At 75.8% G+C, this 14,615-nt stretch carries 11 protein-coding genes; 1 reads left to right on the top strand and 10 read right to left on the bottom strand.

Translation table 11 applies throughout. The features are described from left to right. Positions 1-34 precede the first annotated feature (34 nt). Positions 35-898 (top strand): viomycin phosphotransferase, encoded by an 864-nt coding sequence (gene vph / locus IE182_RS09250; protein WP_190109215.1) that lies wholly within the window; start codon positions 35-37, stop codon positions 896-898. Here the strand turns inward: vph and IE182_RS09245 are convergent. The 10 genes from IE182_RS09245 to IE182_RS09200 are packed head-to-tail and all read right to left on the bottom strand — an operon-like array spanning position 889 to position 14,610. Next, a complete protein-coding gene (locus IE182_RS09245; protein ID WP_190109214.1) occupies positions 889-2,295 on the bottom strand; it encodes a KamA family radical SAM protein in 1,407 nt (468 codons plus the stop codon). The genes vph and IE182_RS09245 overlap by 10 nt on opposite strands. Continuing rightward, entirely contained in the window at positions 2,292-4,157 is a 1,866-nt protein-coding gene (locus IE182_RS09240) for a non-ribosomal peptide synthetase (protein ID WP_190109213.1), read from the bottom strand. Before IE182_RS09240 ends, IE182_RS09245 begins: the two co-directional genes overlap by 4 nt. Before the next feature lie 14 nt (positions 4,158-4,171). Then, a complete protein-coding gene (locus IE182_RS09235) occupies positions 4,172-4,366 on the bottom strand; it encodes an MbtH family protein (protein ID WP_190109212.1) in 195 nt (64 codons plus the stop codon). Beyond that, positions 4,363-5,703, bottom strand: a complete 1,341-nt coding sequence (locus IE182_RS09230) for a condensation domain-containing protein (RefSeq protein WP_190109211.1) — start codon at positions 5,701-5,703, stop codon at positions 4,363-4,365. Before IE182_RS09230 ends, IE182_RS09235 begins: the two co-directional genes overlap by 4 nt. Then, positions 5,700-6,620: an ornithine carbamoyltransferase gene (locus IE182_RS09225; protein ID WP_190109210.1), complete on the bottom strand. Its 921-nt coding sequence runs from the start codon at positions 6,618-6,620 to the stop codon at positions 5,700-5,702. The genes IE182_RS09230 and IE182_RS09225 overlap by 4 nt, the downstream gene beginning before the upstream one ends. Continuing rightward, positions 6,617-7,726, bottom strand: coding sequence for an ornithine cyclodeaminase (locus IE182_RS09220; protein ID WP_190109209.1), 1,110 nt, complete (start codon positions 7,724-7,726; stop codon positions 6,617-6,619). The genes IE182_RS09225 and IE182_RS09220 overlap by 4 nt, the downstream gene beginning before the upstream one ends. Positions 7,727-7,764: 38 nt before the next feature. Beyond that, complete coding sequence (locus tag IE182_RS09215; RefSeq protein ID WP_190109208.1) at positions 7,765-8,919, bottom strand: acyl-CoA dehydrogenase family protein; 1,155 nt, start codon at positions 8,917-8,919, stop codon at positions 7,765-7,767. Continuing rightward, on the bottom strand, positions 8,916-10,541 hold the full coding sequence (locus IE182_RS09210) for a condensation domain-containing protein (RefSeq protein ID WP_190109207.1): 1,626 nt from the start codon (positions 10,539-10,541) through the stop codon (positions 8,916-8,918). The genes IE182_RS09215 and IE182_RS09210 overlap by 4 nt, the downstream gene beginning before the upstream one ends. After that, positions 10,538-11,341: a thioesterase II family protein gene (locus tag IE182_RS09205; protein ID WP_190109206.1), complete on the bottom strand. Its 804-nt coding sequence runs from the start codon at positions 11,339-11,341 to the stop codon at positions 10,538-10,540. The genes IE182_RS09210 and IE182_RS09205 overlap by 4 nt, the downstream gene beginning before the upstream one ends. After that, on the bottom strand, positions 11,338-14,610 hold the full coding sequence (locus IE182_RS09200) for an amino acid adenylation domain-containing protein (protein ID WP_190109205.1): 3,273 nt from the start codon (positions 14,608-14,610) through the stop codon (positions 11,338-11,340). The genes IE182_RS09205 and IE182_RS09200 overlap by 4 nt, the downstream gene beginning before the upstream one ends. Between the last annotated feature and the right edge of the window lie 5 nt (positions 14,611-14,615).

Raw genomic sequence — 14,615 nt, 5'->3', positions numbered from 1 at the left:
ACCTCATCCGTTGACCAAGGAGAGTTCACACACCATGGAAATCCTCGAGACGCACCGCGCCCTGCTGAGCAGGCTGCTGCCCGACGACCGGCCGACCGACCTGACGGTCTATCAGGGACAGTTCCACCAGGTGGTCATCGGTGCGGAGCGCGTCGTCTGCTTCGCCCGCACCGACGCGGCGGCCGAGCGGCTTCCCGACCGGGCGGAGCGCCTGCGCACCCTCGCCGGTCTCGGCCTCGGCTTCCGCACCCCCGAGCCGCTGGAGGAGGGCGCCGCCACGGGTCCGGGCGAGCCGGCGTACCTGGTGCTCAGCCGCATCCCCGGCGCCCCCCTGGAGGAAGAGGACCTCAAGAGCCCCGAGGTGGCCGAGGCGGTCGCCGCCCAGTACGCCGCGCTGCTGGCGGGGCTGGCCGCGGCCGGCGGCGACACGGCGTGCGCCGTGCTCCCGCACGCCCCCGAAGGGGAGTGGCGGGAGTTCGCGGACGGCGTCCGGGCGGAGCTGTTCCCGCTCATGAACGACGCCGGCCGCGAGCGGGCCGAGCGGGAGCTCGCCGCCCTCGACGGCCTTCCTCACCTCACCTCCGCCGTGGTCCACGGTGACCTCGGCGGGGAGAACGTGCTGTGGGAGACCGTCGACGGGCTGCCGCGGCTCAGCGGAGTGGTCGACTGGGACGAGGTCACCCTCGGTGACCAGGCCGAGGACCTCGCCGCGATCGGTGCCAGCTACGGCGAGGAGCTGCTCGGCCGGGTGCTCGCCCTCGGCGGCGGGGCCCAGGGCGGCGACGTGACCGGCCGGATCACCGCGATCCGCGGCACCTTCGCCCTGCAGCAGGCCCTCTACGCGCAGCGCGACGGTGACGAGGAGGAGCTGGCCGACGGGCTGACCGGCTACCGCTGAGCACATGCCGCCCGCTCCTGTGCCGTGACCCTCTCCTCCCACCACCGCCTGCCGCTCTCGGGCAGGGCGGACAGCGGGTCGTAGAAGGGGTGGCGGCGGGTGAGGGCCTCGGGGTCGTCGAGTTCGAGCCGGGTGCGGTAGTTCTTCGTCCAGTACGAGATGCCGCGTTCCCGGTCGTACTCGACGGCCTGGTGCACCCAGCGCTTGCCCACGTACGGCACGTCGCAGACGATCCGTGGCGTGGCGTAGCCGGGGAGGTAGCCCATGATGGCGAGCTGCAGTTCCTGTGCCTCGGCCAGGGTGGTCCGCCAGTGCTCGGCGCCGGGCACCATGTCGCACATGTAGAAGTAGTAGGGCAGGATGCCGGCTTCGCCCTGCAGGGCGAAGCACAGGTCGAGCAGGTCGTCGGCCGTGTCGTTGACCGACCGCATCAGCACCCCCTGGTTGCGCACGTCGCGCACCCCGGCCGCCAGCAGCGCACCGGTGGCCTCGGCCACCAGGGGGGTGACGGAGCGGACGTGGTTGGCGTGGGTGTGCACCGCCAGGTGCACACCCCGCCCGGCGGCCGTGCGGGCGACCCGCTCCATCCCGGCCACGACCTTCGGCTGGAGCCAGTGCTGCGGCAGCCCGACGAGCGCCTTGGTGGCCAGCCGGATGTCGCGCACGGTGTCTATCTCCAGCAGGCGGCCGAGGAACGACTCCAGCTGGGGCCAGGGCACATTGGCCACGTCCCCGCCGGAGACCACCACGTCGCGTACGCCCGGGGTGCGGCGCAGGTGGTCGAGGATCGCCTCCTGCCGGTCGGCCGGCCGCAGCCGCAGCCGCTGTTTGCCGACGGCCGGGGTGGAGCCGCCCACGAGGTCCATGCGGGTGCAGTGCCCGCAGTACTGCGGGCAGGTGGAGACCAGCTCGGCCAGGACCTTCGTCGGGTAGCGGCTGGTCAGCCCCTCGACGACCCACATCTCGGCCTCGTGCAGCGAGTCCCGCGAGGACATCGGGTGGCTGGGCCACCGCGGATCGCGGTCGGAACGGACCGGGATCATGTAGCGGCGCACGGGGTCGCTGCAGAAGGCGTCGGTGAAGTCGTCCGCGTCCGCCGCGGTCAGCGGCGCCATGGTGTTGAGCATCTGCGGGGTGACCAGCATGGCCATCGTCGCGTGGCGCTCCTGGTCCTCCGCCAGGTCGGCGTAGAACTTCTCGTCGAGGCCGTCGCCGAGCACGGCCCGCAACTGGCGGGCGTTCTTCACGCAGTGGGCCCGCTGCCACTGGGGGTCCCGCCACTGGGCGGCGGTGACGTCCCGCCAGCCCGGCAGCCGCCGCCAGTCGGGTTCGGTGAGCTCCTGGCGCCGGTAGACGTAGGGCTGGGCCGGGGGCCGGGTGGTGGCTGGGGTGTTCACCGGCGTTCTCCTTCGCTTCCTTCGATGAGCAGGGCCAGCTCGCGCGGGCTCGCGTGGTCGAACACGTCGCGGAAGGTCAGCTCGGCCCCCGTCTCGCGGTACAGCTGCGAGATGAGCCGGGTGACGGTCAGGGAGTCCCCGCCCAGCACGAAGAGGGAGTCGTCGGGGCCGCACGGGCAGCCCAGGGTCCGTCCGCACAACTCGGCGATGCGCGAGGCCAGCTCGGATGCGCCGCCGTCGTCCTGCCCGGTTCCGTCCTGCCCGTCCCTCTCCTGCCCGGCGTCGGGTGACGGCCCGCTGTCGGGTGACGGCCCGGCGGCGGGTGACGGCGCGGCGTCGAGGGAGGCGCGCAGGGCCGTCCGGTCGACCTTGCCGGTGCGCAGCAGCGGCAGCGCGGCCACGGCGGTGATCCGGTGCGGCAGCAGGGCCCGCGACAGCCGGCGCGCGCAGTGCTCGGCGACCTCCTGCTCGGTGGCGGGCCCGGTCTCGGACGGCACGTACGCGCCGAGGAGACGCGGCTGTCCGCGGTCCTGGCCGACGGTGACGACGGCGGCCGCGGCGACCCCGGGGCAGGAGGTGATGGCCCGTTCCACCTCCGCGGGCTCCACCCGGACCCCGCGGATCTTCAGCTGCCGGTCGGCCCGGCCCGCGTGGGCCAGTGCACCGCCGGGCAGTTCGCGCACCAGGTCACCGGTCCGGTAGCGGCGTGCGCCGCCCCCGTCCGGTTCCGGCAGGAAGGCGGCCGCGGTCAGATCCGGCCGGTCCGCGTACCCCCAGGACACGCCCGGGCCGCCGATCCACAGCTCGGCCACCCCTCCCGTGCGGGCCGTCAGGGCCTGGCGGACGTGCGGCAGCGGATGTCCGATGGGCACGGGATCGTCGTCGCCCAGCGCCCGCCCCGCCGCGCCTCCGATGTCCGCGGCGTGTGTGACCATCACCGTCTCGGTCTGCCCGTAGGTGTTGAGCAGCCGGACGCCGTCCGGCACCCGCTCGGACCACCGCCGCACGGCCCGGGCCTGGGCCGCCTCGCCGCCGATGACCACCAGCCGCAGGCTCGGCGGCAGCGGCTCGTCGCCCGACGCCAGGTGGTCCACGAGCTCGTTCCACATGGCCGTGGACAGGTCCACCACGGTCACCCCGTGCTCCCGCACGAGCGCGAGCAGGGCCGGGACCGAGCGCGCTTCGACCCTGTCGTCGACGACGAGGGCGGCGCCGCGGACGAGCGCGGGGTAGATCTCCTCACCGCTGGTGTCCCAGAGCAGGGAGGTCCAGTGCAGCACCCGGTCGGCGGGGCCGATGTCGAACAGGTCGGCGAGCGAGGCGGTGGCGGCGGCCACGGCGCGGTGCGGCACGAGGACGGCCTTGGGGGCGCCGGTCGAACCGGAGGTGAACATGGCGTAGGCCAGGTCGCCGGGCGACGGCGCCCGCCCGGACGTCCCGCCCGGCTCCGGGCCGGGGTGGTCGGCCGGTATCGCGGGGACGCCGGGGAAGGACAGCCCCGCCAGCGGCTCGGCCCGGCCCAGCACGGCCGCCGGTGAGATCCGGGCGACGAGGTCGCGAAGCCGCTCCGGCGGCTCGGCGGGATCGAGGGGGACGTAGGCGGCGCCCGCGCGCAGCACCGCCAGGGGGCAGGTGACGGCCTGCCAGGAGCGGTCGGCGAGCACGGCGACGCGGTGGCCCGCGCCGAGCCCGCGCCCGCGCAGCACCCGGGCCAGCCGCTCGACGTGGGCGTCGAGCTCGCGGTGGCTGATGACGCCCTCGCGGGTGATGAGGGCGGGCGCGTCCGGGGTGCGCCGCGCGGTGCGCGCGAGCAGTTCGGGAACGGTGGGGGAGCCGGTCCCGACGAGGGGGCCGGTGCCCACGGCTGCGGCCCTCATCAGCGGCGGGCGCTGAGCGGGCGCAGGTCGGTCCAGACCGTCTCGATGCGGTCCAGGCACTCCTGACGCGTGCCGGTGGTGCCCTCGGGCCGCCAGCCGTCGGGCAGGGGCGTGTCCAGGGGCCACAGGGAGAACTGTTCCTCGTCGTTGACGACGACCTGGTGCGCGGTGGTTGCGGGGGCGTTCTCGCTCATCGTGCGGGCTCCTTGCGGGAGAGGGGGGCGGGGGAGTGCGGGGCCTCGCACAGGAGGTTCCGCAGGCCGGCGAGGAAGTCGTCGGCCAGGTGGCGGGCGGTGGCCGCCGTGAACAGGTCGGTGCTGTACTCCAGGAATCCGCTCAACCGGTCGCCGTCGCGGCCCAGTTCCAGTTCGAGGTCGAACTTGCTGGTGCCGGCGGGGACGTCCCAGGCGGTGGCCTGCAGGTCGTCGAGGGCGAGGGCCTGCTCCTCGAAGTCCTGGAAGCTGAACATCACCTGGAACAGCGGGGTGCGCGAGAGGTCCCTGGGGGGCCGCAGTTCGTCCACCACGTGCTCGAAGGGCACGTGGCCGTCCTCGTAGGCGGCCAGGGCCTGTTCCCGCACGTGGCCCAGCAGCGCGGCGGGGGCCGGTTCGCCCGACAGGTCCAGGCGCAGGACCACCGTGTTGGTGAAGAGCCCGATCAGGGCCTCCTCCGCCGCACCCGAGCGGCCGGCCACGGGCGTGCCGACGCTCAGGTCGGGTCCGCAGCCGTTTTGGCGCAGCGTCGTCGCGAACACGGCGAGCAGCAGCATGAACAGGGTGACCCGGTGGCGGCCGGCGGCCGTCCGGGCGGCCGTCAGCAGCTCCGCGGGCACGGTCAGCGGCACCCGGTCGCCGCGGCCCGACCGTACCGGCGGCCGGGCGTGGTCGGTGCGCAGCCCGAGCGGCGCGGCGCCGGCCAGCCGCTCGTGCCAGCGTGCCAGTGCGGCCCGGCTGCGGGCGTCGCCGGCCTGCGCGGCGCGGTCGGCGACGACGTCGGCGTACTGCCGCTCCAACGGCGGCAGGGCCGTCCCGGGCGGCCGTCCGGCGCGGGCCGCCCGGTACAGGGCGGCCAGTTCCTCACCGAGGACGGCGAGGGAGAGGCCGTCGCAGAAGAGGTGGTGCACCGCACAGACCAGGACGTGGTCGTCCGGGCCGAGCCGGACGAGCAGGGTCCGCAGCGGGTCCTCGCTCGCCAGGTCGAACGGCCGCAGGGCGAAGGCGGCCACCTCCGCGGGGGCGTCCTGGGGGCGGTGTCCGAGGTCCAGGCGCCGCGGGCGGACCGGGCGCGCCGGGCCGACGATCTGCCGGGGCTCGCCGTCGACCAGGTCGACGCGTGAGCGCAGGGTCTGCTGGCGGCGGACCAGCGCCTCCAGGGCGCGTTCCAGGGCGGGGACGTCCAGCGGGCCACGCAACCGCTGCGCGAACGGCTGGATGTACGCGTCGGACGGCCCGTCGAGCTGTTCGAGGAACCACAGGCTGTGCTGCGCGGAGGAGAGCGGGGCGATCATCTCCGCGGTGGCCGGCTCGGTCATGCGGCGGCCCATTCCAGGACGGCCATCGCGCCCGCCGCCTTCATCCGGGCCTGCGTCCACGCCAGCGAGGACTTTCCGTCCAGCACGTCGCCGGAGACCTCCTCGCCGCGGTGGGCGGGCAGGTCGTGCAGGAGGACGGCACCGGGCCAGCGGTCCATCAGGGCCGTGTCCACGTGGAACGGGCGGAAGGCGTCCCGCCAGGACGCGTCGGCCTTGCTGGTGCCGGTCGTCTGCCACCGGGAGGTGTAGACGGCGTCCACCGTGCCCTCCACCGCCGCCAGGTCGTGGACCTGGATGACGGACCCCCCGCCGCGCTCCGCGGCGGCCGAGGCCGCGGCCAGCACGGGAGCGGGCAGTCCGTACCCGCGGGGGCAGGCGAACACGGTGCGGCAGCCGCGCTGCCGGCTCAGTGCGTGGGCCAGGGCGACGGCGGTGTTGTTGCCCTCGCCGACGTAGAGCACACGCGCGCCGTCGAGCGGGCCGAAGTGATGCGTCAGGGTGGCCAGGTCGGCCAGGCCCTGGGTGGGGTGTTCCTCGGCGGACATGGCGTTGACGACGGGCAGTTCGCCGTCCCCGGACAGGTCTTCGAGCTCGTGCACCGGGCCCGCGGTGCGGACGACGAGCAGGTCGAGCATGCCGGCGAGCATGCGGCCGGTGTCGGCGGCCGACTCCCCGGTGTTGGTCTGCAGGTCCGCCGGCCCGAACGTCACCGGCTGGGCGCCCAGCCGGATGGCGCCGGTGGTGAAGGCCGTCCTGGTGCGGGTGGAGGTCCTGGTGAACAGCAGCCCGGCCAGCAGGCCCGCCAGCGGCCGGTCGTGGGCGTTGCGGTCCGTGTACAGGTCGATGGTGCGGCGGACGATGCACCCCATGGCGGCGTCGTCGAGGTCGGTCAGCGAGTACAGGCCGCGGCGGCTCATCGGTCCTCCCCGATCAGGTCGATGCGGGTGCCGAGTCCGTCGGCGGTGGCCCGCGCGAACACCCGTGCCAGCAGCCCGACGTCCAGGACCGCCATGCCGAACGGGTTGCTGACGACCACCCCCCGCTCGGGGCGCCGGGCGGGCACGGCTCCGGTGAGGACGTCGCCGAGGGTGCCGCGCACCACCGTGGCACCGCCCGTCCGTCCGTCGGCGCCGGGCGGCAGGACCCGGCCCTCGGCCATCAGCCGGCCCAGGACGCGGCGCGGGTTCTCCCGCACCAGGGTGACGTCGTCGACGTACACCGCCTCCGCCCGGTCGAAGACCTCCGGCAGCAGGTCGTCCAGGGACACGTGGGCGACGAAGCTGCCGGGCCGCAGGGAGGCCGCGCCCAGGTAGCCCGTGTCGGAGACGGTCACCGTGATCACCACCGGGCTCGCCGCCGCGGCCCGCTCGGCGCGCTCGTGCGCGCTGACGGTGAACGGCAGGCCGCGCTCGCGGACCCAGTCGGCGAAGGCCGCGGTGCGCTCCGGGAGCAGGTCGTGGACGTGCAGGGCGCGGACGGCGGGGAAGTAGCGCGCCAGCAGCTCGGCGTGGGTGCGGGCCTGCGCCCCGCAGCCGATCAGGGTCACCTCCTCGAAGGAGCCCGGGCCGAGGTGGCGCAGGCTCGACATGGTGTAGGCGGCCGTGCGCAGGGCCGACAGGTAGGCGGCCTCGGCCAGGACGACGGGCCGGGCCGTCTCAGGGTCGAAGAGGAAACCGCAGCCGCCCGCCCGGTCCCTGCCCTGGGCGGGGTTGGAGGTCGCGGCGTTGATCAGCTTCATGCCGTACGCCGTGCCGTCGGGGCCGCCCACGGCGCCGAGCATGGCGATCGACCGGCAGTAGGCGCCCTGGGAGTTGGTCCAGGGCAGGTAGCCCTCTGCGGGCAGTTCGGTGCGTCCGGCGGCGTGGGCCCGCAGAACCGACTCGACGGCCTCCACCGGGTCGATGCTCGCGGCGCAGGCCCGCACGGCCGCCCGGTCCAGGAACAGCAGCCCTTCCGGCGGCGTGGTGAGAGTGCGGGCGGTGGCCGTCCCGGGCGTGGGCCGGGCCGGTACGTGAGAGGTCATTCCGTGGTGCCCTTCTCTGGTCACTTGTCCTTCTCGGGTCAGTGGTCGGTGGACAAATGGCCGGCGATCAGGTGCAGCAGCGCTTCGTCCGCACCGCCGGCCAGTGCGCCGGCCCGGGCGTCCCGCCACGCGCGCTCGACGGGACCGCCGTCCAGATAGCCCTCGCCGCCGTACACGCGCAGCTGGGCCTCCGCGGCGTCGCGCTCCAGGCGGGTGGCCCGCAGCTTGGCGATGCTCGCCTGCCGCAGCGCGGGCCGGTCCTCGTCGAGCAGTTGGAAGACGGCACCGGTGTACTCCTCCACCAGGGCCAGTTCGGCGTCGAGCTCGGCCAGTGCGAAGGCGATCGCCTGGTGCTCGGCGAGCGGCCGGCCGAGCACGCCGCGCCCCCGGGCGCGGGCCAGCGCCCCGGCCAGGGCCCGCTCGGCCCGGGAGGTGGCGACCGCGGCCAGGAAGGCGCGCTCCCGCGTGAACACCCGTGTCAGCCACTCGTAGCCGGAGCCGGGCTCGCCCAGCGCGTACTCCCGCGGCACCCGGACCCCGGCCAGGTCCAGACCGCCGTGGTCGCAGGCGCGGTTGCCGAGCTTGGCGGAGTACCGCTCCCGGCGCACCCCGGGCAGGTCCGTCGGCACCACGACGAGCGCCAGCGAGTCGAGGCCGGAGGCAGCCGTGTCCGGCGTGGTCAGGTGGCAGAGCACCACGGCGAAGTCGGCGACGGAACCGTGGGTGATGAACGCCTTGCGGCCGTCGAGCACGAGGTCGTCGCCGTCCGGCACGGCCGTGGTGCGCACGGCCGCCAGGTCCGATCCACCGCCCGGCTCCGTCGCCGCCAGGGCCGCCACCAGCTCACCGCGCACGGCGGGACGCACGAAGTCCTCGACGACGCGCCCGGATCCGGCCGCGACGAGCAGCGGCAGCACGATGTCGGTCTGCACGGACAGGCTCATGGCGGGCGATCCGGACGCGACCCTGCCCAGCTCCCGGGCCCAGACGTACGAGTAACCCAGGTCCAGGCCGAGTCCGCCGTGCTCCACGGGCAGCGTCAGGCCCAGCAGGCCCTCCTCGCCGAGCGTCCGGTACAGGTCGTGCACGGGCATGGCGCCCTCGCGCTCCCAGTCCTCGACCGCGGCGCACTCCCGCTCCAGGACGGACCGTACGGACGTGCGGAACAGTTCGTGATGCCGGGTCAGCCTCATGCGGCGCCTCCGGTCACCGCGCGGGTGACCTTGTCGAGGGCGAGCAGATACTGCTCGGCCCATGCCTGCACGGTCGGGCGGCGGAACAGGGACGGCCGGTACGTGACGGTCAGCGCCTGCCGTGCCCCGCCGCCGGAGAGGCTGAACGCGAGGTCCAGCTTGCTCTGCCGCTCGGCCGGGTCCTCCTCCACCCACCGGAAGCCCAGCGAGGGATCGGGGCCGGCGGACCCGGCGAAGTCCTGCACCGCGAGCGAGACCCGCACCAGCGGCATCCGGGTGCCGTCGCGGGCCGCCCCGAGCAGGCTCACCAGGCGGTCGAACGGATAGGTCTGGCAGTCCAGCACCTCCGCGGCCTCCTCGCGCACCCGGGCCAGCAGCTCCCGCACGTCCCGCACGCCGCCCAGCCGGACGCGGGCCACCGCCGTGTTGACGAACAGGCCCACCGTCCGCTCGTCCTCGGGCCGTACCCGACCGGCCATCGGCACGGCGACCAGCACGTCGTCCGCACCGCTGATCCGGTGCAGCAGGACGCCCAGTGCCGCCAGCCCCAGCGTGAGACGGGTGTGGCCGCCCTCGGCGCCGGCCCGGGCCAGGGCCGTGGCCAGCCCGTCCGGCAGCTCCAGCGCCACGTCGTCGCCGTCGGCGTGCGCGTCGACCGGTACGGGATCCGTGGGCAGCGGCAGCGTCTCGGGCCGGCCCGCGAAGCGGCGGGCGACCCGCTCGGCCAGGGCCGGCCAGCGCGCCGACTCCACCTCGCGCTCCCAGCGCACGTGGTCGGAGAAACGGTGCTGCGAGGGTTCCGGACCGCTCTCACCCGCGGCGGCACGGCGGTAGGCGTCGAGGAAGTCGTCCAGCAGGATGCCCAGGCTCCACCCGTCGCAGACGATGTGGTGCACCACCAGTTCGAGCCGGTACCGGGACGCGGCGGTGCGCACCAGCACGACCCGCGACAGCGGCCCGGACTCCAGCGGCAGGGGGGTGCCGCGCAGCAGCCGGACCCGCTCGTGGAGCACCCGCCGGCCCGCCTCCTCCGGCAGCGTCGTCGCGTCCAGAAAGCTGAACTCGGTCAGCGGCTCGCTCTCGACGACCTGGACCGGTTCGGCGTCCTGACCGTGCCGCCCCTCCGGCTGCTCGAACCTGACGCGCAGCGCCTCGTGCCGCGCGACCACCCGGGTCCAGGCGGTGCGGGCCAGGGCGGGCTCGAACCGGCCCTCCACCTCGAACGAGGCGGTGACCAGGTGGTCGAGGCGCCCGGGGTCCACGTCGTGCAGCAGCCGGACGCGGCGCTGCGCGGCGGAGAGCGGGAAGCTCCGCTGCCCCTCGCCCGCCGTGCCGGGCGCCTCCCGCCGGTCCGTCGCCGCGGGCCCGGCCTCCGCCGTGTCGCCCGTGTCCGCGAGATGACCGGCGAGTTCCTGTGCCGTGGGGTGGTCGAGCACCGCGGTCGCCGGCACGCGCCGGCCCAGCGCCCGGCTCAGCCTCCCCGCCACCCGCACGGCCAGCAGGGAATTCCCGCCGAGCGCGAAGAAGTTCGCCCGTGCGGGCACCTCGGGGACGTCCAGGACCTCCCGCAGCACCGCCGTCGCGGTCCCCAGCAGATCGCCGGTCACCGGTGCCGAGGTCATCGGCCACCTCCTTCCGCCGTCGCACGGCTCGTGCCCAGCGCCCGTTCCAGGTCGCCGGAGAGATCGCCCAGGAGCTGCCCACGCTGCTCCCGGAGGTAGAAGTGACCGCCCGGATATCCGCGCCGGGCGCAGCCTGCGGAGGTCAGCTCCGCCCAGCCCGTCCAGGCGCCCTCCGGCATCGCCGGGTCCTGCACCCCGCCGAGCACCACGAACGGCGTGCCGAGCGGGGGCAGCTCGCGGTACGCATAGGTGTCGTGCAGCAGCAGGTCACCGCGGAGCGGGCGCAGCACCATCTCCCGCCACTCCGGGTCGTCGAGCAGCTCGCCCAGCCCGTCCCGGTCGAGGCGGCGCATGTACTCCAGCAGCTCGTCCGTCGTGCGCGGCGCCCTGGCCACACGCGGCATCCGCTGCGGCGCGACGTGCGCGGACACCGCGAACAGCACCGGGTCCGGCAGCCCGCGCCGGCGCAGCTCCCGCAGGAGCTCGAACCCGGTCAGCGCGCCCATGCTGTGGCCGAACACCGCCAGCGGCCGGTGCGCCAGGCCGCCCAGTGAGTCGGCGATCAGCGACACCAGCGCGGCCCAGTCGGTGACCGGCTCCTCCTCGAACCGCTCCTCGCGGCCCGGCAGCCGTACGGCCACCGGCTCGAAGCCCGCCAGGCGGTGGTGCTCCCAGCCGGCGAACGACAGGGCGCCGGCGCCCGCGTGGGGCAGGCACAGCAGCACCGGCCCCGCGCCCTCGCGCCAGGTGCCCGCACAGGGCCGCAGCCACCGCGGGTCCGTGCCCGGGGGAACGCTCATGCCTGCTCACCCGCCTTCGAGGCGGGCGTGGTGCCGGCCAGTTCGGTGAGCGCGGCCCGCCACAGCGCCGCGGGCTCCTTCAGGACGCTCTCCGGCAGGTCCCAGGCCACGAGCCGCAGACGCAGCCCGTCCGGGCCCGCCACCACCGTGAACTGCACCGCTCCGGACATCGCCGGGTCCGGGGCGGTGGGGCTGTCGTGCCCGGTGATGCCCCCGGGCCCCGCTTCGTGCTCCGCGCTCTCCACCGCGACCACGAAGGAGCCGGTCAGTGGCGCGCGCCGGCCGGGCCACCGGCCCGCCAGCTCGGGGCAGTGCGCCAGCACCGCTGCCGACCAGTGCGTGAACGGCTGGGCGCGGCGGGCCCATTCGCCGATGGCGGAACGCAGCGCGTCCGGCCCGCCGTCGCCCGCGGCCACCAGCAGCGGCGCCACATCGGAGAGGTTGGCCACGGCATCCCCGGTCCTTTGCCCGCCGGTGCCCCGCTCTCGGGCGGGCTGCGGCCGGCCCTGCCGGGGCAGGCACACGGGCACCGTCCGCAGGCCCAGCCAGCGGTGCACGGCCAGGGCGGCCGCCGCCACCAGCCGGGGCTCCCACTCCCCGGCCGCGCCCGGGGGGAGCGCCGACGCCGGCAGCTCGCCCAGTTCCAGCTCGGTGACGGTGCCGTCGTGGGTCACCAGGGGGCCGAGCCGCCGCTGCGCCTCGCGCTCGGCGTCCCCGAAGGCGCTCACATGCGGCACCGGGGCCATCCGGCGGGCCTGCGCGGCGAGCGCCGCGAGCTGCTCGGCGAGCGGGGGCGCGGGCGGGGGAGCATCGGCCAGCCCCAGCCCGGCGGCGAGTTCGGCGGTGATCCGGCGCAGCGCCGGCCCGTCGACGAGCAGGTGGCGCACGGCCAGCAGCAGCCGCGGGCCCGTGGGCAGCCGCAGCAGTGCCGCGGCGACCGGCAGCCCGTGCCGCAGCCCGGTGCGGGCGGCCAGCAGGGGACGCACGGAGTCGGCGAGCGCGCTCGACTCGCCGTCGACGACGGGCAGGTCGAAACGGGTCACCCGGACCTCGCGCAGGGCGGGCCGCGCCCCGGTGACGTCCAGCCGGGCCCGCAGCAGGGGATGGCGCCCGATCACCTCGGCGAGGGCCGTGCGCACCGCCTCCGGCGCGGTGTCCGGCGGCAGCCCCAGATCGAGCACCGCGTGGTCGCCGGTGTCCTCGGTGTCCCCGCCCAGGAGGGCGAGTTCGGTGGCCGGCGGCAGCACGAGGAGCGGACCGCGCCCGTCCGCCAGCTCGTGGCGGGGCGCGGGCAGGAGGACGGGGGCCGTGACGGCCGCGGCCGGGGCGGCGGCCGGGGCCGGGGCGCCCACGGCACCCGTCGTCGCCCGCGCGGCCAGCGCGCGCACGGTACGCGCCTGCAGCAGGTCGGCGGCGCGCACGGTCACCCCCTGCTCCCGCAGCAGGGCCACCACCCGGAAGGCGAGCAGCGAGGAGCCGCCGCGGGCGAAGAAGTCGTCGTCCGCGTGGACCACGGGCAGCCCGAGGACCTGCGCCCACGCGGAGGCGATCGCCGTCTCCACGGGGCCGTCCGGCGCGTCGCCCCCGCCGCCCGCGTCGTAGCCGGCGACCAGTTCGAGCAGGGCGTCGCGGTCCACCTTGCCGTTGCCCGTCAGCGGTACCGCCGGGACCGGGGCGATCACGTGCGGGACCATGTAGGCGGGCAGCCGTTCCGCCAGCTCGGCACGCACCCGCTCCGGGGTCCGGTCCTCGGCGACGTAGCCGCACACGAGCTGCGTCGCCGGCTCGGTGCGCAGCACCACCGCGCAGCCGGTGACGCCCGGCACGGTGGCCAGCGCCGCCTGCACCTCCTCCAGCTCGATCCGGTACCCGGAGACCTTCACCTGGCTGTCGGTGCGGCCCTGGAACTCCAGCACCCACGCGCCGTCGTGCTCGACCAGCCTGGCCAGGTCCCCGGTCCGGTAGAGCCGTTCCGGCTCCCCCCGGCCGGTGACGGCCTCGTGGAAGGCGCGCCGGGTGGCCTCGTCCGAGCAGTAGCGCCGGGCCAGCCCCGCCCCGGCCAGGTGCAGTTCGCCGGTGATGTGGGGCGGGCACAGGGCTCCGTGCTCGTCGAGCACGTACGCCCGGTAGTTGGGCAGCGGCACCCCGATCGGGACCTGGCCCTCGGTCGTGGCGGGGTCGACGAGGAACTCCGTCGCGTTGACGGTCGCCTCGGTGGGCCCGTAGATGGTGTTGAGGCGGGCGGGCGAGTCCACCACGCGGTGCCACTGGTGCGTCTGGTGGAAGAAGTACGTCTCCCCGCCGACGACGATCCACCGCAGCGCGGGCAGCGCCGCCCGGCCCCGGCGGGCGGCCACCTCCAGCAGCTGCAGCCAGTGCGGGGTGACGATGTCGAGGTGGGTGATCCGCTCGGCGGCCAGCCAGTCCAGGAACTCGCCGCCCTCGCGCTGCACGTCCTCGGGGACCACCACCAGACACGCGCCGGTCGCCCAGGCCGGGAAGATCTGCTGGACCGACGGGTCGAAGGTCAGCGGCGCGGTCTGGGCCAGCCGGTCGTGCGGCACGACTTCGTGCCGCTCGACGTACCAGGCGCAGAAGTTCAGCAGGGCCGCCTCGTCGGTCATCACGCCCTTGGGCGTACCGGTGCTGCCGGAGGTGTAGATGACGTACGACGTCCGCCGCGGCGCCGGGGCGAGCGGGGCGGGAAGCGCTCCCTCCGCGGGGGCGGCGGGGTCCGCGGCCACCCAGCCGGGCGGTGCGGCCTCCGGCCCGCCGGTGCGGATCCGCACCCGCAGCCCGCCGCCGACGGCTCCCAGCTCCGCGGCCGCCCGGGCGTCGGCGACGAGGGCGACGGCCCCCGAGTCGGCCAGGACGAACTCCTGCCGTACGGCGGGCCCGTCGGGCGCCAGCGGCAGGTAGGCGCAGCCCGCCTTGAGGGCGGCGAGCAGGGCGGCGTAGTCCGCGAGGCGGCGGGTCGCGGCGACGGCGACGGTGTCCCCCTCGCGGACGCCGTGCCGGGCCAGCAGCGCGGCGAGGACGTCGGCCTCGGCGTGCAGCCGCCGGTAGGTCCAGGTGCCGTCGACGGCCTGCACGGCGGGGGCGTCGGGCCGGCGGGCGGCGGCCTCCTCCAGGCGGTGCACCAGGGCCGGACCGTCCGGCCGCGGGCAGGTGCTGTCGTTGAAGTCCCGCCAGGCGGCCCGCTCGTCCGGGCTCAGCTGGGCGTCCTGGAGCAGGCCGGGTGCGGCCGGGGCGTGCGGGGTGGTGGTCACGGGTG

It is taken from the genome of Streptomyces cinnamoneus, from assembly GCF_014650495.1.
Taxonomy (GTDB): Bacteria; Actinomycetota; Actinomycetes; order Streptomycetales; family Streptomycetaceae; genus Streptomyces; species Streptomyces cinnamoneus.
The sequence above is the reverse complement of the archived record's forward strand: the minus strand, read 5'-3'. Positions and strand labels throughout refer to the sequence as shown.